Here is an 18668-nt window from a genome sequence, read left to right as displayed (position 1 = left end):
GCTCTGGGTTCGGCGGGGGGCGGAGAAGCACCACAGTGTTTGGGCTCTGGCGCACGTTCGGTAGATCGTTGCGCTTGGGTAGGGGTCAACGCGCCCGTTCCCGGGGGAATTCGACAGCTGCAGGTTCTGAGTCGTGACCCCGTGGAGCAAGACCGCGGTCGAGCGCTTTGGGGTGATGAGGTGACTTGAGTGAGCCGAGGGGCGGGTCGGTGCCTTCGCGTGTTGCATCAGCCGATTCGGCCGGATCCTGATCGCTCTGCCAACACCGCCATCTTGCTGAGGGAGCGCCTGCCTCCCGACTGTCCCTCAGGACGCATCGGAAGCGTCCGTGTGGCCTTCTGTGAGGGGGGCCGCCGTCGCGACGCTCCCCTTGAAATCTTTACTTCCGCCGGTTCAGCACCTTCGTCCCCACCCCTGCGATCGCAGCACCCACGATCGGCGCGACCAGGAACACCCACAGCTGCCCCAGCGCGTCCGGCCCCGCGAACACCGCGGCAGCGATCGACCGCGCCGGGTTCACCGACGTGTTGCTCACCGGGATGCTGATCAGGTGCACGAGGGTCAGCGTGAAGCCGATGGCCAGCGGCGCGACGGCCTTGTACTCGCTCTTGGCGGTGACGGAGAGGATGACGGCGACGAAGACGGCGGTCAGGACGATCTCGGTCAGCAGGACCGCGCCGAGGCCGAAGCCGCCGGGGGAGCCATCGCCGTAGCCGTTGGAGGCGAAGCCGGAGTCGCGGGCGGCCGCAAGGTAGCCGGCCGGGCCTTCGACGGCGACGAGGAAGACCATTCCGGCTCCGACGAGTCCGCCGAGGATCTGGCTGACGATGTAGCCGGGGATGTGCTTCCACTCGGTGCGGCCGGCGATGGCGAGGCCGATGCTGACGGCGGGGTTGAAGTGGCCGCCGGAGATGTGGCCGACGGCGTAGATGCCGGCCATCACGGTGAGGCCGAAGGCGAGGGCGACGCCGAGGAAGCCGACTCCGAGCGCGTTGCCGGAGTCGGGGAAGGCGGAGGCGAAGACCGCGGTGCCGACGCCGCCGGCGACCAGGAGGAACGTGCCGAACGCCTCCGACGCGTAGCGCGCTCCGGCCGAGTACTGCTCGGCGTGCTCGGTGCGCTGCTCGCTCGTGGTGCGGCTGGCGGAGTGGGGGCGGGCCATGATCGTTCTCTCTCTCGGGTCGGGGGAGTGCCTGCGGGGTCACCGGGCACCGGGACACTCCAGCACCAGGCGGACGCGCCGGAGTCGGGACGCGGAGGGCTCTCAGACTCCGTCGCTCGACGGTTCCGTGAGCGGCCTGGAGCCACTCGCTCGGCGGCCATCCCGGGCGCCCATGCACAGGCGTCCGACACCGTAGCGACCGGCCGACGCGTGCACGTCCCAGCACCGGGGACAGGCGGGAAACAGGCTCCAGGTGGCACGTGCACCGCCTCACCCACCTCCCTCTTCTCCTCCGCCCGCCTCCCTGCTACACGCTCTGAACCGGTTTACAAAACCGGTTCAGATGCGGCGACGAGCGAAGGAGCTCCCATGGCGGGCAGACCGACGATCCTCGACGTCGCGCGCGAGGCCGGCGTGAGCAAGGCGTTCGTCTCGTTCGCGCTCAACGACCGGCCGGGCGTCTCGCCCGACTCCCGCGAGCGGATCCTCCGCGTCGCCGCCGAGCTCGGCTATCGGCCCAGCCTCACGGCCCGCTCCCTCTCCACCAGCGTCTCCTTCGCGGTGGGCCTCGTCGTGGCGCGCGACCCGGCGGTCATCGCGGCCGACCCGTTCTTCCCCTCCTTCATCTCGGGGGTCGAGCGGGTGCTCGCCGAGCGCGGCCGCGTGCTGGTGCTCAGCGTGGTCGACCCGCCTCGACGCCATGCTGGTGCGACCTCTGGTCACGCGCCTCGTGGTCGGAGGAGAGGGCGGCCGCACCGAGCTGATCCGCAACTCCACCGACGGGGTGCGCACCACGGCGATCGGCGTCTCGGGCGGCTCCGGCACCCTGCGCGTTTACTCGCAGGACGGAGCGCTCGTGAGCGAGACGTCGCCGTCCGGAGCCGTGTCCGTGCAGCTGCCCGCGCAGGGCTTCGCGGTGCTGGTGGGCTGAGGGCGGCCCTGCTGGTCGAGTAGCCGCTACTCGATCGGCACGGGGCGGTGAGTGCACAGAAGTCGCGGTACTCGCGTTCGAGTACCGCGACTTCTGCGTTCTCGTGGGGCGAGGGCGGCGGGGAGGCGCGCGGCTGGGCGCGGACCATCAATTCGATGAGAGCGCTCTCTCGAAAACGCTTGACCTCTCCGCGGGGGCGTGCGTAAGCTCGCCGCACACCTCGTGAGAGCGCTCTCACATACGCGGAACAGCACGCGTGAGAGCGCTCGCAGGGGTGCCCCACCACCATCACGAAGGAGTGACCGTGCCCTATTCACGACGCACCAGGATCGCCGCGGCGATCGCCGGCGCCTCGGCCCTCGCCCTGATCGTCACCGGATGCTCGTCGGGATCCGACGCCTCCGAGGGCGGCGAGATCGAGCTGACCGTCACCACGTTCAACGCCATGGGCTTCGACGAGCTCTACGGCGAGTACGAGGACGCCAACCCGGGGATCACCATCGTCCCGAACAACATCGACACCGGCGGCAACGCGCGGACCGACGCGTTCACCAAGCTCGCCGCCGGCTCCGGACTCGCCGACGTCGTCGCCATCGAGGAGGGCTGGCTCGGCTCCGTCATGGAGGTCTCGGACCAGTTCGTCGACCTGCGCGACCACGGCATCGAGGACCGCAAGGCCGACTGGGTCGACTGGAAGTACGAGCAGGCGACCGACCCCGAGGGACGCGTCATCGGCTACGGCACCGACATCGGACCCGAGGGTCTCTGCTACAACACCGCCGCCTTCGAGGCAGCGGGCATGCCCACCGACCGCGCCGCCGTCGCCGAGATGCTCGGCGGACCGGACGCGACCTGGGACGACTACTTCGCCGCCGGCCAGAAGTACCACGACGCCACCGGCAAGGCGTGGTTCGACCACTCCGGATTCGTCTGGAACGCCATGGTCAACCAGCTGCCCGAGGGGTACTACACCTCCGACGGCGAGCTGAACGTCGAGGGCAACCCGGAGCTCGAGGAGCGCTGGGGCCAGCTGACCGACGCCACCGCCTCCGGCCTCTCGGCCGCGCAGAAGGCGTGGGACTGGAACAAGGGCAAGTCGTTCACCGACCAGACCTTCGCCACCTTCGTCTGCCCGGGCTGGATGTTCGGCACGCTGAAGAGCAACGTCGAGGCCGGCGGCGGGAACGCCGAGGCCACCGGCTGGGACTTCGCCGACGTCTTCCCCGGCGGCCCCGCCAACTGGGGCGGCTCGTTCCTCTCCGTCCCGACCCAGTCGAAGCACCCCGCCGAGGCCGCCGCGCTGGCGTCGTGGCTCAGCGAGCCGGAGCAGCAGCTGAAGGCGTTCGAGGCGGCCGGACCGTTCCCGAGCACCCTCGACGCGCAGAAGGAGCTCGCCTCGGCGGCCGCTCCCGACCCCGGCATGAACGACTCCCCGACCGGCGCGATCCTCGCGCAGCGCGCCGAGGGCGTCGTCGCCCAGTACAAGGGCCCGGACGACTCGCTGATCCAGGAGAACGTCTTCGGACCGGTCCTGCAGAAGGTCGACCGCGGCGAGATCGACGGCAAGGAGGGCTGGAACGAGGCGCTCCAGCTCCTCGGCGAGCTCGTCGACTGATCCGGTCGGGCCGACGCCCGGGGGCTGACCCCTCCGGGACGAGGCCCCACCATCACGGGAGGTCCGGCCGCCACCGGACCTCCCGGTCCCCGTGCGGCCGGGCCGCCCGCATCCCGGGCCACCTCGCCGCCGGGAGAAACGCTGCCGCCCGCCGGCCGAGGCCTCTCCGGCCCCGCTGCCCGCGACTCCTCCCGGCCGGCCCCGCCGCACGAGAGACTCCGGCCCCGCCGCATCCCCTCCGACTCCGACTCGACCTCGAAGAGAGCGCCATGACGAGCACACTCACCCCGCCGGCCACGGCGACGCCCCCCGCGGGGAAGCGGCGCCCGGCGCCCCGACTCCCGCTGACCTTCCGCCAGCGCGCGAGCCGCTTCGACGTGAAGGCCTCGCCCTACCTCTACATCTCGCCGTTCTTCCTGCTCTTCGCGCTCACCGGAGCGTTCCCGCTGGTCTACACGCTCGTCGTGTCGCTCTACGACTGGCAGCTGCTGCAGGGCCAGGGCGACTTCGTCGGGTTCGCGAACTTCGCGGCCGTGCTCGGCGACCGCTTCTTCTGGAACTCGATCGTCAACACGCTGAGCATCTTCCTGCTCTCCACGATCCCGCAGCTCGCCGTCGCGCTGCTGCTCGCAGCCGCCCTCGACCAGGCGCTGCGGGCCAGCACCTTCTGGCGGATGAGCGTCCTGCTGCCGTACATCGTCTCGCCGGTCGCGGTCGCGCTGATCTTCTCGAGCGTGTTCAGCGACCAGGAGGGCCTGATCAACAACCTGATCGGCCTGGTGGGCATCAGCCCGATCGAGTGGACGAACGACCGCCTCGCCAGCCACGTCGCGATCGCGACGATGGTCAACTGGCGCTGGACCGGCTACAACGCCCTCATCCTCCTCGCCGCCATGCAGGCCGTGCCGCGCGAGCTGCACGAGTCGGCCGCGATCGACGGGGCGAACGCGTTCCGCCGCTTCCGCTCGATCACGATCCCCAGCATCCGGCCGACCCTGATCTTCGTGATCATCACCGCCACCATCGGCGGCCTGCAGATCTTCGCGGAGCCGCGCCTGTTCGACGTGTCGAACGCGGGCGGCATCGGCGGCTCGGACCGGCAGTTCCAGACCACCGTCCTCTACCTCTGGGAGATGGCGTTCTTCCGCCAGAACTTCGGCGAGGCGGCCGCCATCGCGTGGCTGCTGTTCCTCCTGATCGTGCTGATCGGCCTGCTGAACTTCGCGATCTCGCGGCGGATCGCCTCCGTCGAGAACCGGATCTCGCAGCGCTCGAAGCGCCGCTCCGCCCGCCCCGCGACCGCCGACGAGATCGCCGCCGCGGACCCCCTGCTCACCACCACCGGCCTCGGCCAGAACGAGAGCGAGCGATGACCGCCCCCGCCACCTCCGCCGCTTTCCCGGTGCGCCGCGTCCGCGCCTCCCGCGCCGGCCGCGTCGACCGGCCCGGCTTCCTCACCTACGGGCTGCTGAGCGCCTTCATCCTCGGCTCGACCTACCCGCTGTGGTGGTCGTTCGTCGTGGCGAGCGGCTCGAACGCGACCCGCAGCGAGACCCTGCCGCTCATCCCGGGCGGCAACTTCCTCGCCAACGCGTCGCAGGTGCTGACGGCGATCCCGTTCTGGACGGCGCTGCTGAACAGCGTCATCGTCTCGGGGATCATCACGCTGTCGGTCGTGTCGTTCTCGACGCTCGCCGGCTACGCCTTCGCGAAGCTGCGGTTCCGCGGGCGCGACGGCCTGATGATCGGAGTGGTCGCGACCATGGCGATCCCGACGCAGCTGGGCATCATCCCGCTGTTCATCCTGATGCGGCAGCTCGGCTGGACCGGCTCGCTCGGCGCCGTGATCGTGCCGACGCTGGTCACCGCGTTCGGCGTGTTCTTCATGCGGCAGTACCTGGTCGACGTGATCCCGGACGAGCTGATCGAGGCGGCGCGCGTGGACGGAGCGAACCAGTTCCGGACGTTCCTCACCGTCGCGGTCCCGGCCGCGCGACCGGCGATGGCGATCCTCGGTCTCTTCACGTTCATGATGGCGTGGACCGACTTCCTCTGGCCGCTGATCGTCCTCAGCCCCACGAATCCGACGCTGCAGACGGCGCTCGCGCAGCTGCAGTCGGGCTACTACGTCGACTACTCGATCGTGCTGGCCGGCGCCGTGCTCTCGGTGATCCCGCTGCTGGTGCTGTTCCTGCTCGCCGGACGTCAGCTCATCGCGGGCATCATGAGCGGAGCGGTGAAGGGCTGAGGCCCGGAGACTCCCGCCGGACCGGGTCGGGGGACATCGGACCGCGGGACGGGGGCCTCGGGCCCGGGGCCGTGGCGCTCCGGGTCCGGGGGTCGGGGGCTGCGGGGAGGGATCGGGCCGTGGACTGAGCGGTCGGCGGGTTCTCGGCTCGGCCGTTCGTCGTGCTCGGCTCATCCCGACCGCTGCCGCGCAGGATCCCGTCGATCACGCCCCGTTCGGGCCTCCTGGCCCGGCCTCCCGCCGCCTAGGCTGGCGCGGAGGAGGCGACATGGAGCCGAAGGACCCGCGCGACGAGGACCCCTCGAGCGGGCCCGCGCAGCCGCGTCCGGGGGACGGGCCGACGCCGTCCGAGCAGGCGCTGCGCGCCATCCGCGATGTCGCGAACGGAGCGGATCCGACGAGCGAGGCGTTCCGTCTGTCGAACGACTTCACCGACCGGCAGGCCGAGCGGCTCCGGAGACTCCTCGCGCGCTTCCGCCGCGGGCGCTGACGGGCGCGAGGCTCCCGGCCTCCGCCAGTGTGCGATCGATCGCCGCGCGCCGGTCGCGCCGGTGATCGCCGAGGCAGCGCCCCCGACCGCTTCGCGCCACCCCGAACGGCCTCGATCCGCGCCCTCGCAGGCCGCGGACTCACTCCGCCGGCCCGCTCCGCCGCCCCGCATCACCCCCGAATGGCCGCGATCCGCGCCCCTTCACGCCGCGGACGCCCCGCACGAGCCCACTCCTCCGGCGCTCGGCTAGCCTCGGAGGCACCCGCGAGGAAGGCCCGCATGACCCACGACACCGCCTCGGCCGCCCCGACCCTCGAAGCCGTCGCCGCGCTGGCCGGAGTCTCCCGCGCGACGGTCAGCCGGGTCGTCAACGACTCCCCGCGCGTGAAGGACGGCGCCCGGACGGCCGTGCTCGCCGCGATCGAGCAGCTCGGCTACGTGCCCAACCGCGCCGCGCGCTCCCTCGCCAGCCGCCGCACGCAGACCGTCGCGCTCGTGGTGCCGGAGTCGGCGGCGAAGGTGTTCGCGGATCCGTTCCTCGCCTCGGTCGTGCAGGGCGCCGCGATGGCCTTCGCCGGCACCGAGTACACGCTCACCATCGTGATCGCGTCCGAGGCGGCGCCCGAGAAGACGCGGCGCTACCTGCTCGGCGGCAACGTCGACGGCGCGCTCGTCGTCTCGCACCACAGCGGCGACCACTCCTACGCGCAGCTCGGCGCCTCGCTCCCCGTGGTCTTCGGCGGGCGGCCGCTGACGGAGGAGGGCGGCAGCTACTTCGTCGACGTCGACAACACCGGAGCGGCGCGCACGGTCACCGAGCACCTCCTGGGCCTCGGCCGCACGGCCCCCGCGATGATCGCGAGCCGCCAGGACATGCCCGCCGCGATCGACCGCCTGTCCGGCTGGCGCTCGGCCGTCACCGCCGCGGGCCTCGACGACTCGCTCGTCGAGTACGGCGACTACTCGCCCGAGGACGGCGCGACCGCGATGCGCCGCCTGCTCGACTCCGGCCGGCCGATCGACGCGGTCTTCGCCTCCAACGACCAGATGGCGGCGGGCGCCCTGACGGCGCTGCGCGAGCGCGGCCTCACGGTGCCGGGCGACATCGCGCTCGCGGGATTCGACGGCGACTACTTCGCCGAGGCGAGCGAGCCGCGCCTCACCACGGTGCGCCAGCCCTCCACGGGCCTCGGCGAGGCGATGGCGGACGTGCTGGTGCGCCTCCTGGCCGGCGAGGAGGTGCAGCGCGTGACGCTGCTGCCGACCGAGCTGCTGGTGCGCGGCTCCACGGTCGCGGGCGCGTGACCCCGCGCTGAGTGCGCGGACCCGTTCGCTGCGTCGCCCGGATCGGCTCCCCGCTGCGGCGTGCCGCGGGCCGATCCGGGTGACTCAGCGCGGGACGGGCTCGTCGGGGATCTCGAGCAGGTGGAAGGGGCCCGCGGGGAGCGGTCCCGTGCTCCACAGCGCGACGACGGCCCAGCCGAGGTCGGCGTGCGCGACGGCGCCCTCGGGCAGGGTCCGGGTGAACAGGGCGTAGTCGATCCCGTCGAGGGGGAGGGCGCTCACGTCCCACGCGGGCCGGTCGGCGGCCAGCTCCTGAGCCCGCGCCTCCGCCGCCGCCATCGCCGCTCGCGTCCGGTCCCCGGGCAGGCCGGCGGGGATGGCCGAGAGGAGGAGCGAGCCGATCGCGAGCGCGGCCGTCGCGCCCGGGTCGGTGACCACTCCGTGCACCGAGCCCCGCGGCCCGAGGCGGACACCGGTCAGCCGCAGCGTGCGGACCGAGTACGAGCCGGCGTCCCGCTCGGCGCGGACCGAGAGGTCGTCGACTGGCCCGTCGTCCGTCCGCCCGCTCCCATCGACGGACCACGGATCGGAGACGGGGACCAGCGCGCGCACGCCCTCATCCGACTCCCTGCTGCGCCGCCGGTCAAGAGGCGCAGCTCGTTCAGGGGTCCTCGTTGAAGTTAGATCGAGAGCCGAGCGACCCTGAGCTCTGCTGTGCGGAGAGATCAGTTCAGGCTTAGAAAGTTCTGCGCGGCCTCCGGGGTACGACAGGAAGGCAAAGCCGCCTGAGGCGCGGCCCTCTGAGTGGGCGGCCAGCAGTTGGAGCAAGACCGCCTCAACCGTCGACGATGCGACTGTCGGGGGCAGAGTGGTGCACCATGAACGGATGACTGCACTGGAAGAAGAACCAGGCTCGGATGTTCCGATCTGGCCCGTATTCGTGGTTCCGGTACTCCAGATATTGGAGTCGGGCGATGTGCTCCATCGGAAGGACGTGTTCGGAAGAGCGGCAGATGTTCTGGCGCTCACACCGAGGGCCCGTGCGGAAACCCTGCGGACGGGTGGCCTTCGGTATACCCAACGGATCGGCTGGGCCCTCTCGAACTTGATGAAAGCCCGATGGATCGAGCGTCCGCTGAGAGGCCACTACTCAATAACGGCCGACGGTCGTGAGGCCCTCGCTCGCCATGCCGGTGGGTTCGACTACGCGAGTGCGCGTCAGATCTTCGCCCCCTTCTGGCCGAAGGATGTAGAGAAGCAGCGGGTCAGCGAGAGCGAAGCGGTCGATCATCCGCTGGACACGCAGGTGCTGGATCCCGTCGAGCAGATCGAGGACGCGATCTCGCGTATCGAGGCAGAGGTCGGTGAGGAGCTTCTCGCCCGGCTTCGCGATAGTCACCCTGACTTTTTCGAGCAGGCTGTCGTCGATCTGCTGCTTGCGATGGGCTACGGAGGGGCTGAGCAGCGAGGCAAGCGCATCGGCGGTACCGGGGACGGCGGAGTAGACGGCGTCATCGACCAGGATGCTCTTGGCTTGGAACGCGTCTACGTTCAGGCGAAGAGATACCGGGCTGGGAGCAATATCAGCCGGGAGACGATTCAGGCTTTCGTCGGAGCTCTGCACGGTTTTGGTGCTTCAAGGGGAGTATTTCTGACTACGTCCGCATTCACCCCGGCTGCAACCAGCTACGCCAACGCAGTCCAGTCCCGCGTCGTCCTCATCGACGGAGAGCGTCTCGTGGGGCTGATGATCAAGTACCGAGTGGGCGTCCAGGTGAAGGAGACGTACACAGCGGTCGAGATTGATGCGGACTTCTTCGACTGATGTGGGAGGGCGGCCGCTGAGGTGCCCGGATCGGCTGGCAGTTCCGGCGTGTCGCGAGCAGATCCAGGCACCTCAGTGCGGAGGCGTGAAGGCCCGCAGGCGCGGCTCAGAACTCCTCGTAGTTGTAGGGCTCCGGGTCCTCGTCGATCACGGGGCGCGCGATCGTGGCGCGGTTGCTCTTGATGCGGGAGCGGATGTCCTCGACGGCGGCCTCGACGGCGCCGGTGGTCGACTCCTCGTCCTTGATGGAGACCTCGACGGGGACGGCGACGAGCTCGCTGCTCGCGTCGAGGGTCATCTTCGCCTCGATGAGCTCGCCGTCCTCGGTGAACGCCGGGACCGTGACCGCTTCGGAGTGCTCCTGGCGGTCGATCGCGGTCACCAGGTCGAGGAGGGCCTCGGTCACGGCGTCGGTCGTCACGAAGCTCTTGGAGGCGTAGGTCAGCTGCTGCATGCCTCCACTCTCCCGAACGGGAGCGCCCCTCGCGCGGGGTTGCGCCTCGTCGGCCCAGCCCGTAGCGGAGGGGCAGCACGACCGGCGCGGGCGCGAGGAGTCAACCCTCTAGGCCGCGATCCGGGCGTCCGCTTCCCTGGTGGCGGGGCCTCGGGAGGAGGCGCGGGGGTCTCGGGATCCCGGGGCCCCGGCACTCGATCGGGAGGGGACCGGATGCGGCGGAGCGGCCGGGGACTCCGCGGCGACAGGGCGTTCCAGGGCGCCTTCCTGATCGGAGTCGGCCTCATGGCGGCCGTCGACGAGATCGTCTTCCACCAGATCCTCGCCTGGCACCACTTCTACGACCGCTCCACTCCGGCGATCGGCCTTCTCTCGGACGGGCTGCTGCACGCGGCCGAGATCCTCGCGCTCGTCGGCGGCGGCTTCCTGCTCGCCGACGCCCGGCGCCGATCCGCTCTGCGTCCGCGCACGGCGTGGGCCGCGGGGCTCACGGGGGCGGCGCTGTTCCAGCTGTGGGACGGAGTCGTCGACCACAAGCTGCTCCGGGTGCACCAGGTGCGCTACGACGTCGACCTGCTGCTCTACGACTCCGTCTGGATCGCCTCCGGAGCGGTGCTGCTGGCGGCGGGCCTGCTCCTCCTGCCTCGGCGGCGGCGCGCGACGGCGTGACCCCGCACGCCGACCACTCCCTGCTCGACCCGGGCCTGCTGCTCCTGGTCCCGCTGGCCGCGGCGGCGGCACTCGGAGGGGGCGCCGCGGCACTCGAGCGGCGGCGCGGACGGCCGTGGCCGCTCCACCGCACCGCCCTGCTCCTCGGCGGGCTCGCGACCGCGGCGCTCTGCTTCGCGGGTCCGCTCGCGGAGTGGTCGCAGGCGGACCCGCGCGGGGCGATGCTGACGCACCTGGTCCTCGGGATGCTCGCGCCGCTCCTCCTGGTGCTCTCGGCCCCCGTCACCCTGGCCCTGCGGGCGCTCGACGTCACGGCTGCCCGGCGGCTCTCGCGGCTGCTCCGGAGCCGCCCGGCCCGTCTCCTCGCCCACCCCGTGGCGGCGCTCCTGCTCTCGACGGGCTCCCTCTGGCTCGTGCACGCGACCGGACTGCTCGCCGCCGCGCACGCCGACCCGCTGCTGCACCTCGCGCTCAGCGTGCACTTCCTCCTCAGCGGCTGCCTGATGACGGCGGCGCTCGCCGGAGTCGATCCGAACCCGCACCGCGCCCCGTTCGGCCTGCGCCTGGGGGTGCTCGGAGCGGGCATCGCCGCGCACGGGCTGCTCGCGACCGTGCTCTACGCGGAGGCTCCGGACGAGACCGGACGCCAGGCGGCGCTCCTGCTGTTCTACGGCGGCGACCTGCTCGAGACGGCGCTCGCCGTGGTCGTCTGCGCCCGGCGCTTCGCGGCGACGGCGCCCCGGCAACCCCCTCCGCCGAGCGCGCCCTGCTCCCTACGCTCGGACGCATGCTCCTCATCTTCGGGACCCGAGCCGTCGAGGACCTCCTCCGCACGCTCGTCTTCGTCTGCCGCGTCTGCGGGCAGCGCGACGAGCAGCGGATCCTCCGCCGCCGGACGCGCCTCTCGCTCTTCTTCGTCCCCGTCCTGACCGTCTCGACCCGCTACCTGCTCGAGTGCTCGCACTGCGGCACCGTGTCCCCGATCAGCAAGGAGGAGGCGCAGGGCTCCGTCGGCTGGGCCGGCAACTCCGACCAGTGACCGCCCCGAGCGGGAGGCTCCCGCGGTGCGCTCAGCGCACCGGAGCCGGCACCGCCGCGGGACGCGCGGCGACCGCGGCCGCGCGCCGCGTCGCCCAGTTGTTGAGCAGCAGCGCCGTCACGACGATGGCCGCGCCGAGCAGGGCGACGGGCCCCGGCCGGTAGCCGCCCGCCATGCTGATCGCGAAGGTCGTCACCGGGACGAGGTTCTGGAAGAGCGTGCCGTTGAGGGCGCCGAGCAGCTTGATGCCCGTGTTCCACAGCAGCACGGCGACGACGCCGGCCAGGAGGATCAGGTAGGCCAGCTGCGGCCAGGCCGCGAGCACCTCGGCACCGGTCGGCGGGCGCGCGGAGCCGGTGGCTGTCGCCACGGCGACCGCGACGGCGATCGAGGGGCAGCCGAGCGCGGTGGTGAGCGTCGAGTACCGCAGCGCCGACCAGCCGGGGAAGGCCGCGGCTCCGCGCGTGTAGACGACCCAGCAGATCGCGCCGAGCAGGGCGAGCAGCTCGCCGAACCCCAGCTCGCCGTCGAGGAGGAGGGCGACGTCGCCGCGGGTGACGACGAGCGCGACTCCGGCGAGCGCGAGCAGGATGCAGCCGACGGTGGCGGCCGGCGGCAGGCGACGCGCGCCGATGCTCGCGAGCACCGCGCCGATCGCGGGCATCATCCCCATCATCAGGCTGACGTTCGGGGCCGAGGTGAACCGCAGAGCCGTGAAGGCGAGCAGTCCGAAGCCGGCGAATCCGGAGGCGCCGAGCAGCGCCAGCCGCCACCCGCGGCCGTCGAGCCGGAAGGCGCGGAGCCCCTCCGCCCGGGCGAGCAGCAGGGCGAGGACGACCGCGGCGGCGGTGTAGCGGATGAGAGTCATGAAGAAGGAGTCGACCGTCGCCGCGATGCTGTCCGCGACCGGCAGCATGCCGCCCCAGAGGATCGGCGGGATCAGGCAGAAGAGCAGACCTCGCGACCGCATGGCGCCCCTGACCCGTCGGGTGCGGCCGCCCCGGGCGGGGGCCGTCGCTCGATGGTGGACCCCGGCGGCTCGGCGCACAAGAGCGCCGCCGACCCCCGAACGGCCCGCCGCGGGGCCGAGCGGAGAGGGGTGCGCCGGGTGTGGAGGAGGCTCAGCGAGGCGAGGGATCAACTACGACGAAGACGAAGAAGCCGCAAGGACCTTGTACAGCCCCTTTAGGGTGACAAATTTTGCTTGCTTCCATCATCTCCGTGCCCCTAGGTTGATCGCAGCACCCCCCGATGCTGTCCTCTGTCAGGCCCTGCTCCGATCCCCCCGTCGGACGCCGTTCCTCACTCGGGTCGCGCCCACCCCGGCGACGACCTCCGTTCCGCGCGGGCGCTCATCAGCGCACATCGGCCCCCGGCCGCGGAGAGGAACAGTCATGAGCACACAGCCCGGCCACGGCGCGGACGAGCCGACGGCTCCCCGTCGCCGGGCGACCTGGGAGGCGCACGACGAGACGGCCTCGCGCCCGCTCTCGGGACGCCGTGCCGCCCGCTCCGGGCGCGAGCGGGTCTCCGCTCCGCGCCGCCTCGCGTCCGCGCTGCCTGCCGGAGCGGTGACGATCCCCGCTGGAGCGGTGACGATCCCAGCCGCCCCGACCGCGGTGCTGGAGCGTCGGGCCGCGATGAACGAGCGTCCGGCCGCGCCGACCGCCGTGGTCGAGCGTTCGTCCGCCGCTACCGCCGTCCCGGAGCGTAAGGCCGCCCCGACCGCGCTCCTGGAGCGCTCGGCCGCCCCGACCGCGCTGCTCGAGCGTCCGCCGGCCCCCACTGCGGTCCTCGAGCGCACCGGGCTCCCCGCCGTCGACGCCGACCGGCTCCCTCCGGCATCCACTCCGATCCGCGGCACGCGCCCCCGCAGCGGCCGCCGCGCCTCGTCGCGCATCGGCGACCTGGTCGCCGCCCTCCCCGCCCACAACGAGGAGGCCGGGATCGCCGCGGCGATCGAGGGCCTGCGCCGGCAGACCTGGCCGCCGGACCGGATCGTCGTCATCGCCGACAACTGCACCGACGCCACGGTCGAGATCGCTCTCGCGCACGGCGCCGAGGTGTTCGTCACCGTCGGGAACAGTCACAAGAAGGCGGGCGGCCTCAACCAGTTCCTCGCCGAGGTCCTCCCGGGGCTGCAGGACGACGACCTGGTGCTCGTGCAGGACGCCGACTCCGCGCTCGACTCCGGGTTCCTCGAGATCGCCCGCGGCAGGCTGCACGGCGGCATCGGCGCGGTCGGAGGAGTGTTCCGCGGCGGCGAGGGCGGCGGCTTCGTCGGCCACCTCCAGCGCAACGAGTACGCGCGCTACGCCCGCGACGTGCGCCGGCTGAACGGGAAGTGCCTCGTCGTCACGGGCACCGCGGCCGTGCTCCAGGTCGCCGTGATGCGCCGCATCAGCGCGGCCCGCCTGGCCGGCTCCCTCCCCTCCGGAGACGGCATCGGCGGCATCTACGACACCACCGTCCTCACCGAGGACAACGAGCTCACGTTCGCGATCCGCCACCTCGGCTACGACGTGCTGAGCCCCGCCGGCTGCACCCTCGTCACCGAGGTCATGCCGACCTGGGGAGACCTCTGGCGTCAGCGCCTGCGCTGGAAGCGCGGAGCGGTCGAGAACTGCGTGCAGTACGGCTTCACGCGGGTCACGGCTCCCTACTGGGGGCGCCAGCTGCTCACGATGCTCGGCTGCATCATCACCTACGTCTACCTGGCCACGATCGTCTACGCCGTCGGCTGGGGCGAGCTGAGCCTCCAGCCGTTCTGGCTGGCCGTCACCGCGATCTTCGTCGTCGAGCGGATCGTGACGGTCCGCGACCGCGGCTGGCGGTACATGCTCGCCGCCGCGTCGATGTACGAGCTCGTCGTCGACCTGTTCCTGCAGGTCGTCCACACCAAGGCCTACCTGGATGCGCTGACACGCCGTCGGCGCGACTGGTGAAACAGAGAGAGAGACATGTACAACCACATCGGAACAGCCGCCGGAGCCGGAGTCGGTGCCGGAACGCTCGCCATGACCGGGTTCGACTCGGTCTGGCTGGCACTCGCGGCCTTCGCCCTCATCGCTGCGGGGACCGCCGTCCTGCGCATCGCTCCTCGCCGCAAGCGCGAGGTCTGAGACACGGTGGCGGGCGGGGGACAGCCCGCGCCCGTCACCGTCCCACGACCGCCGTCGCCGCGGAGGTCCGGCTCGCGGTGGTGTACCCGGTCTTCGTCCCGGTGACGGTCAGCGTGATCCGCTTCCCCGCCTGAGCCTTCGTGAGCGTGAACCGCGGCGACGTCGCTCCCGCGATGGCCGCGCCGTCCGCCTTCCACCGGTAGGTGAGGTTGACGGGGGTCGGCGTCCACGGACCCGGGGCTGCCGTGAGCACCGCTCCGACCCGGGCCGTGCCCGTGACGGTCGGCGTCGCGGCGCCGAGGGTACCGGCGGCGACCGGTGCGGTCGGCTGCGAGGTCGTCGGGCCGGAGCCGTCGGCGGCGCTCACTGTCACGGTCACCCGCTTGCCGACCGCGGAGGAGGGGACCACGAGATCCGGACCCGTCACTCCCGCGATGTCGACGCCTCCCGCCGCCCAGCGGTGCACGAGCGGTCCCGTCCGGCCGGCGGAGGAGGACAGGGTCGCGCCCACCGCGGCGGTCCCGACGACGACCGGAGCCGGCGCCGCGTCGGACCGGTAGACCGCGACGTGGTCGACGAGCATCGTCCCGCCGGAGCTCTTCGGAGCGGCTGCACTGTCGCACCCGCACACGCCGTTCGGCAGCCCGCCCCCGATGGCGAGGTTCAGGATCAGCAGCACGTCGTTCGGGACCGCGGCCTGCCACGCGGCCGTCCCCACCTCCGACTCCCGCACCACGTGCCGGGTGACGCCGTCGACGAGGAACTCCACGCGCTCGTCGCCGGGCACGGTCCGGTCGAGCAGGGCGGAGTAGCGGTGGAACCCCGTCACGCAGGACGCGCAGTCCAGCATCCCGCTCGTCCGGCCGGCGGGCTCGTCGCAGGGGCCGCCGTCCGGCGCTCCGCAGTGCAGCGTCTGGATCACCTGGGCGGTGCCGTTGACGGCCTCGAGCATGTCGAACTCGCCGGTCGCGGGCCAGTCGATGACGGCGTTCGCGTCCCGCCCGAGAGCCCAGAAGGCGGGCCAGTAGCCGGTGGCCTGCGCGACGTCCGGCAGCTGGATCGAGGCGGTCATCAGCAGTCGGCCGCCCGCCGGCGCCGAGAACGACTTGTCGGCGGTGACGATCCGCCCGGAGGTCCATGCTCCGGCGGAGTCGCGGAGGGCGCGGATTCCCAGAGCGCCGCCGCCCGTGAGGAAGACGTTCGCCGTCGACGCGGTCGTCCGGTCGACCGCCCCGGTGCCCCAGGTGCCGACCTCGTGCTCCCACTGGCTCCCGACCGGCGCGCCCGCCGGCCCGGTGAAGTCGTCGCGCAGGAGCGTGGTCCAGCCCGGGGCGTCGGCGGGTGCCGCCGTGACGGCCTGGCCGGCGGACGAGGCGGTCGGAGTCGTGGACGCCGGTGCGAGGGCGGCGACCGCCTGCGGGGGTGTCGCCGCCAGCACTCCGAGGCACAGGGCTGCGAGGGCGAGGGCGAGTCGCGGCCGGTCGAGGAGTCGTGAAGGCATGGCGAGTCCTCTGCGTCGAAGGGGCGCGCAGCTGCACGCGCCTCGACGCTAGTGAGGAGTACTCGCTCTCCCCCCACCCTCCAGGCGGGGTGATCTCCGGCACGAAAGCTCACGACCGGGCTCGGCCGGGCCGGGTCCAGGGTGCTGGCAGAGGGGCGGCCGCCGTCGCCTCCGATCGCCCGTTCGAAGGAGAACACCATGCACCGTCGTTTCACGGCCACGCTCGCCGCGATCGCCCTCGCCCTCGGAGGGGCCGTCGCCGTCGCTACCCCCGCCTCCGCCGGGCAGCTCGTCTACCGGAACGGCGGCCCGGGCAACTGCTACGAGGTCCGCTCGCAGCGCGACTCCCTGGGTCGCGCGCAGGTCACGGTGTGGTGGCACTGCGACCAGGCGAGCAACGTCAAGGTCATCTGGAGGAACGGCCCGGACAGCGGCTGCAACAAGATGAGCGTCATCAACCGCAAGTTCAGCGACAGCTCGGGAGTCGCGTCCCGCTTCGACCGCCTCGTCTCCTGCTGACCCGGACGGGCTGCCCCTGATCCCTTCCGCGAGACGCCACCTCGGTACGCGGCACGCCGCGCGAGGTACTCGGGTGGCCTCTCGCGGGAGGGGGGCGGCGGCGGCTGCGCTCAGTGCTCGGCGCGCCCCGAGTCCTCGATGAGGCGCACCTTCACGTTCACGGCGAGCGGCCCCGAGACCGACGGGTCGGCGGCGAGCAGCGCGTGCATCCGCTCGCCCACCAGGCGGAGCGTCTCGGGAGCCGGCAGTGCGGCGGACGCGGCGATGTGCGCGCTCACCGTGGTGAACCCCTCCGACCGGTCGATGTCGACCAGCACGTCGGGCTGCCGCAGGTCCAGCTTCACGGCGAGCGCGTCGGCCGCGGCCTCGACGATCGGCTGGGCGGGGTAGACCCCCGCGACGCCCTCGATGTCGCGGATCTCGGCGGTCAGCCGCTGCGAGAGCTCGGTGTCGTCGGTCATTCCCGCTCCTCCCGGTGGGGGTACACGTCGTCGACGGTCACGTCGATCGCGCCGACGGTCAGCTCGGTGTGGCGCTCCAGGGCGTAGCGGATGCGCTCGCGCAGGCGGTCGGCGGCCACGGCGACCGGCAGGCCGAACTCGAGGGCGCAGGTCACGTCGATCCGCACCACCGCGCCGGGAGCCGAGACGTCGCCGTCGAGGGTGCAGCGGCCCATGATGACGCCGCCCATCGTGTCGCCGGCGCGGCGGATCATCCCGCGCACGGCCGCCTCGGTGAGCGCCAGGCGGAGGGTCGGGTCGGGGTGGCGGACGGGGATGTCGCGGCCGGAGCGCACCTCGGAGCGGATCGCGTCGAGCAGGCCGGCGATCCAGACCTCGTCGCGGTCGGGCTCGCGGTCGGCCTCCTGGCGCAGCGCCCGTGCCGAGAGCTCGGTGAGGCGGGTGAGGTTCGCGAGAGCGAGCCGGCACGCGGCGGAGTTCTCGATCGAGGGGTCGCGCGGCTCGCGGCCGCGGTCGAGGTACTCGCCCAGCTCCTCGAGCGTGTGGCCGTCGAGGTCGTCCTCGGGCACGGCGGCGTCGTCGGTCATCGCCATGCCTCCAATTCGTGGAGCAGGAATCGACGGGCCCGGGCGAGGAGGCCGCGGACCGTCGAGACGGGGAGTTCGAGAGCGTCGGCGATCTCCTGGTAGCTGTAGCCGGCGGTCTCGCGGAGTAGCCAACAGCGTCGCTGATCAGCAGGCAATCGGTCCAGCGCTTCCCAGACCGCGTCCAGCTGGAGTCGCGCCTCCACGATGCGCTCGGGGGAGTGCTCGGGCGGCGCGGGCGGATCCCAGTCGTCGATGTCGTCGTGGCGGCGGCGGACGCGGATCCGGTCGATCGCCTTGTGGGTGACGATGCGCATCAGCCAGTTGCGGATGTGCGCCGGGCTGTCGAGATCGGCCAGACGCCGCCAGCCGGTGAGGAACGCTTCCTGCACCACGTCCTCGGACTCCGCCTCGGAGCCGAGGAGCTTCGCGGCGTAGACGCGCATGAGCGCGCCGTGGCGGCGGGCGAGCTGCTCGAACGCCTGCACGTCGCCGTCGACGGCGCGCGCGGCGAGGGTCGCGTCGGACGCGTTCAGGAGGGGGTCGTCGTCGATGAGCGCCTCCTCCGCGGTCCCGCGCGCGGTGTCCCCGCGCGCCGATGCCCTCAGTGTGGGGCGCCGTCCGGCATGACTACCAGCCTTGACAACGGGCCGCCGAATCCGCTGGCCGGATTGCGAGTGCCGCCGATGGGGGACGTCTCGAGACGGGATTCGTGACATTCCGGCTCCTCGACACGTCTTGATTCCGTACCCCTCGTGCGTCCC

General features: G+C 72.3%; 21 protein-coding genes and 1 pseudogene. 14 read left to right on the top strand and 8 right to left on the bottom strand.

Annotation, left to right across the window (positions count from 1 at the left end):
• Window positions 1-379: 379 nt before the first annotated feature.
• Entirely contained in the window at window positions 380-1162 is a 783-nt protein-coding gene (aqpZ, locus tag C5C30_RS03090) for an aquaporin Z (RefSeq protein ID WP_104333163.1), read from the bottom strand.
• Window positions 1163-1531: 369 nt separating this feature from the next.
• Here aqpZ and C5C30_RS17950 point away from each other — a divergent pair.
• From C5C30_RS17950 to C5C30_RS03060, 7 genes and pseudogenes are all read left to right on the top strand, one after another.
• Window positions 1532-1672, top strand: a pseudogene (locus C5C30_RS17950) (LacI family DNA-binding transcriptional regulator); the annotation flags it as partial.
• A gap of 190 nt (window positions 1673-1862) precedes the next feature.
• The gene (locus C5C30_RS17945; RefSeq protein WP_258065782.1) at window positions 1863-2093 is read left to right on the top strand and encodes a hypothetical protein; all 231 of its coding nucleotides are present in this window, start codon (window positions 1863-1865) and stop codon (window positions 2091-2093) included.
• A gap of 304 nt (window positions 2094-2397) precedes the next feature.
• Window positions 2398-3708 (top strand): ABC transporter substrate-binding protein, encoded by a 1311-nt coding sequence (locus C5C30_RS03080; protein WP_104224001.1) that lies wholly within the window; start codon window positions 2398-2400, stop codon window positions 3706-3708.
• Window positions 3709-3977: 269 nt separating this feature from the next.
• Window positions 3978-5081 (top strand): carbohydrate ABC transporter permease, encoded by a 1104-nt coding sequence (locus tag C5C30_RS03075; RefSeq protein ID WP_104225835.1) that lies wholly within the window; start codon window positions 3978-3980, stop codon window positions 5079-5081.
• A complete protein-coding gene (locus tag C5C30_RS03070) occupies window positions 5078-5956 on the top strand; it encodes a carbohydrate ABC transporter permease (protein ID WP_104333161.1) in 879 nt (292 codons plus the stop codon). The genes C5C30_RS03075 and C5C30_RS03070 overlap by 4 nt, the downstream gene beginning before the upstream one ends.
• Before the next feature lie 268 nt (window positions 5957-6224).
• Window positions 6225-6446 (top strand): hypothetical protein, encoded by a 222-nt coding sequence (locus tag C5C30_RS03065; protein ID WP_104223962.1) that lies wholly within the window; start codon window positions 6225-6227, stop codon window positions 6444-6446.
• A 279-nt stretch (window positions 6447-6725) separates the two neighbouring features.
• Window positions 6726-7751: a LacI family DNA-binding transcriptional regulator gene (locus C5C30_RS03060; RefSeq protein ID WP_104223963.1), complete on the top strand. Its 1026-nt coding sequence runs from the start codon at window positions 6726-6728 to the stop codon at window positions 7749-7751.
• Between the two features lie 84 nt (window positions 7752-7835).
• Here C5C30_RS03060 and C5C30_RS03055 read toward each other — a convergent pair whose 3' ends face one another.
• Entirely contained in the window at window positions 7836-8342 is a 507-nt protein-coding gene (locus C5C30_RS03055; protein WP_104333160.1) for a hypothetical protein, read from the bottom strand.
• A gap of 274 nt (window positions 8343-8616) precedes the next feature.
• On the opposite strand from C5C30_RS03055, the gene C5C30_RS03050 reads away from it, so the two are divergent.
• Window positions 8617-9555, top strand: a complete 939-nt coding sequence (locus tag C5C30_RS03050; RefSeq protein WP_104333159.1) for a restriction endonuclease — start codon at window positions 8617-8619, stop codon at window positions 9553-9555.
• A 106-nt stretch (window positions 9556-9661) separates the two neighbouring features.
• Here the strand turns inward: C5C30_RS03050 and C5C30_RS03045 are convergent, their stop codons facing one another.
• Entirely contained in the window at window positions 9662-10009 is a 348-nt protein-coding gene (locus C5C30_RS03045; protein WP_104223965.1) for a hypothetical protein, read from the bottom strand.
• A 213-nt stretch (window positions 10010-10222) separates the two neighbouring features.
• Between C5C30_RS03045 and C5C30_RS03040 the strand changes: the two genes are divergently transcribed.
• The 3 genes from C5C30_RS03040 to C5C30_RS18210 are packed head-to-tail and all read left to right on the top strand — an operon-like array spanning window position 10223 to window position 11717.
• On the top strand, window positions 10223-10678 hold the full coding sequence (locus C5C30_RS03040; RefSeq protein ID WP_104333158.1) for a DUF2243 domain-containing protein: 456 nt from the start codon (window positions 10223-10225) through the stop codon (window positions 10676-10678).
• The gene (locus C5C30_RS03035) at window positions 10675-11607 is read left to right on the top strand and encodes a cytochrome c oxidase assembly protein (protein ID WP_104333157.1); all 933 of its coding nucleotides are present in this window, start codon (window positions 10675-10677) and stop codon (window positions 11605-11607) included. Before C5C30_RS03040 ends, C5C30_RS03035 begins: the two co-directional genes overlap by 4 nt.
• Entirely contained in the window at window positions 11559-11717 is a 159-nt protein-coding gene (locus C5C30_RS18210) for a hypothetical protein (protein ID WP_374955298.1), read from the top strand. The genes C5C30_RS03035 and C5C30_RS18210 overlap by 49 nt, the downstream gene beginning before the upstream one ends.
• Before the next feature lie 31 nt (window positions 11718-11748).
• On the opposite strand, the gene C5C30_RS03025 is transcribed toward C5C30_RS18210, so the two are convergent.
• Window positions 11749-12687 (bottom strand): DMT family transporter, encoded by a 939-nt coding sequence (locus C5C30_RS03025; protein WP_104260538.1) that lies wholly within the window; start codon window positions 12685-12687, stop codon window positions 11749-11751.
• Window positions 12688-13111: 424 nt separating this feature from the next.
• On the opposite strand from C5C30_RS03025, the gene C5C30_RS03020 reads away from it, so the two are divergent.
• Window positions 13112-14662: a glycosyltransferase family 2 protein gene (locus C5C30_RS03020; RefSeq protein WP_258065769.1), complete on the top strand. Its 1551-nt coding sequence runs from the start codon at window positions 13112-13114 to the stop codon at window positions 14660-14662.
• A gap of 15 nt (window positions 14663-14677) precedes the next feature.
• Window positions 14678-14839, top strand: coding sequence for a hypothetical protein (locus C5C30_RS17515; RefSeq protein ID WP_167305255.1), 162 nt, complete (start codon window positions 14678-14680; stop codon window positions 14837-14839).
• A 34-nt stretch (window positions 14840-14873) separates the two neighbouring features.
• On the opposite strand, the gene C5C30_RS03015 is transcribed toward C5C30_RS17515, so the two are convergent.
• Window positions 14874-16340 (bottom strand): family 16 glycosylhydrolase, encoded by a 1467-nt coding sequence (locus C5C30_RS03015; protein ID WP_104333155.1) that lies wholly within the window; start codon window positions 16338-16340, stop codon window positions 14874-14876.
• Between the two features lie 198 nt (window positions 16341-16538).
• Between C5C30_RS03015 and C5C30_RS03010 the strand changes: the two genes are divergently transcribed.
• A complete protein-coding gene (locus tag C5C30_RS03010; protein WP_104333154.1) occupies window positions 16539-16859 on the top strand; it encodes a hypothetical protein in 321 nt (106 codons plus the stop codon).
• 110 nt (window positions 16860-16969) lie between these two features.
• Here the strand turns inward: C5C30_RS03010 and C5C30_RS03005 are convergent, their stop codons facing one another.
• Genes C5C30_RS03005 through C5C30_RS02995 form a run of 3 tightly spaced genes read right to left on the bottom strand, consistent with a single transcriptional unit; the run spans window position 16970 to window position 18392 of the window.
• On the bottom strand, window positions 16970-17320 hold the full coding sequence (locus C5C30_RS03005) for a hypothetical protein (protein ID WP_104223972.1): 351 nt from the start codon (window positions 17318-17320) through the stop codon (window positions 16970-16972).
• On the bottom strand, window positions 17317-17907 hold the full coding sequence (locus tag C5C30_RS03000) for an Asp23/Gls24 family envelope stress response protein (protein WP_146076902.1): 591 nt from the start codon (window positions 17905-17907) through the stop codon (window positions 17317-17319). The genes C5C30_RS03005 and C5C30_RS03000 overlap by 4 nt, the downstream gene beginning before the upstream one ends.
• Entirely contained in the window at window positions 17904-18392 is a 489-nt protein-coding gene (locus C5C30_RS02995) for an RNA polymerase sigma factor (RefSeq protein ID WP_244248147.1), read from the bottom strand. The genes C5C30_RS03000 and C5C30_RS02995 overlap by 4 nt, the downstream gene beginning before the upstream one ends.
• Window positions 18393-18668: the final 276 nt, after the last annotated feature.

Source organism: Rathayibacter sp. AY2B5 (genome assembly GCF_002931645.1).
Classification (GTDB): domain Bacteria; phylum Actinomycetota; class Actinomycetes; order Actinomycetales; family Microbacteriaceae; genus Rathayibacter.
This window is presented reverse-complemented; position numbering and strand designations above follow the sequence as displayed.

What these genes read in the sequence shown, in the direction of transcription:
- aqpZ (WP_104333163.1), bottom strand. Translation starts at nt 1,162, where the DNA reads ATGGCCCGCCCCCACTCCGCCAGCCGCACCACGAGCGAGCAGCGCACC.
- C5C30_RS17945 (WP_258065782.1), top strand. Translation starts at nt 1,863, where the DNA reads ATGCTGGTGCGACCTCTGGTCACGCGCCTCGTGGTCGGAGGAGAGGGC.
- C5C30_RS03075 (WP_104225835.1), top strand. Translation starts at nt 3,978, where the DNA reads ATGACGAGCACACTCACCCCGCCGGCCACGGCGACGCCCCCCGCGGGG.
- C5C30_RS03070 (WP_104333161.1), top strand. Translation starts at nt 5,078, where the DNA reads ATGACCGCCCCCGCCACCTCCGCCGCTTTCCCGGTGCGCCGCGTCCGC.
- C5C30_RS03065 (WP_104223962.1), top strand. Translation starts at nt 6,225, where the DNA reads ATGGAGCCGAAGGACCCGCGCGACGAGGACCCCTCGAGCGGGCCCGCG.
- C5C30_RS03060 (WP_104223963.1), top strand. Translation starts at nt 6,726, where the DNA reads ATGACCCACGACACCGCCTCGGCCGCCCCGACCCTCGAAGCCGTCGCC.
- C5C30_RS03050 (WP_104333159.1), top strand. Translation starts at nt 8,617, where the DNA reads ATGACTGCACTGGAAGAAGAACCAGGCTCGGATGTTCCGATCTGGCCC.
- C5C30_RS03045 (WP_104223965.1), bottom strand. Translation starts at nt 10,009, where the DNA reads ATGCAGCAGCTGACCTACGCCTCCAAGAGCTTCGTGACGACCGACGCC.
- C5C30_RS03040 (WP_104333158.1), top strand. Translation starts at nt 10,223, where the DNA reads ATGCGGCGGAGCGGCCGGGGACTCCGCGGCGACAGGGCGTTCCAGGGC.
- C5C30_RS03025 (WP_104260538.1), bottom strand. Translation starts at nt 12,687, where the DNA reads ATGCGGTCGCGAGGTCTGCTCTTCTGCCTGATCCCGCCGATCCTCTGG.
- C5C30_RS03020 (WP_258065769.1), top strand. Translation starts at nt 13,112, where the DNA reads ATGAGCACACAGCCCGGCCACGGCGCGGACGAGCCGACGGCTCCCCGT.
- C5C30_RS17515 (WP_167305255.1), top strand. Translation starts at nt 14,678, where the DNA reads ATGTACAACCACATCGGAACAGCCGCCGGAGCCGGAGTCGGTGCCGGA.
- C5C30_RS03015 (WP_104333155.1), bottom strand. Translation starts at nt 16,340, where the DNA reads ATGCCTTCACGACTCCTCGACCGGCCGCGACTCGCCCTCGCCCTCGCA.
- C5C30_RS03010 (WP_104333154.1), top strand. Translation starts at nt 16,539, where the DNA reads ATGCACCGTCGTTTCACGGCCACGCTCGCCGCGATCGCCCTCGCCCTC.
- C5C30_RS03005 (WP_104223972.1), bottom strand. Translation starts at nt 17,320, where the DNA reads ATGACCGACGACACCGAGCTCTCGCAGCGGCTGACCGCCGAGATCCGC.
- C5C30_RS03000 (WP_146076902.1), bottom strand. Translation starts at nt 17,907, where the DNA reads ATGACCGACGACGCCGCCGTGCCCGAGGACGACCTCGACGGCCACACG.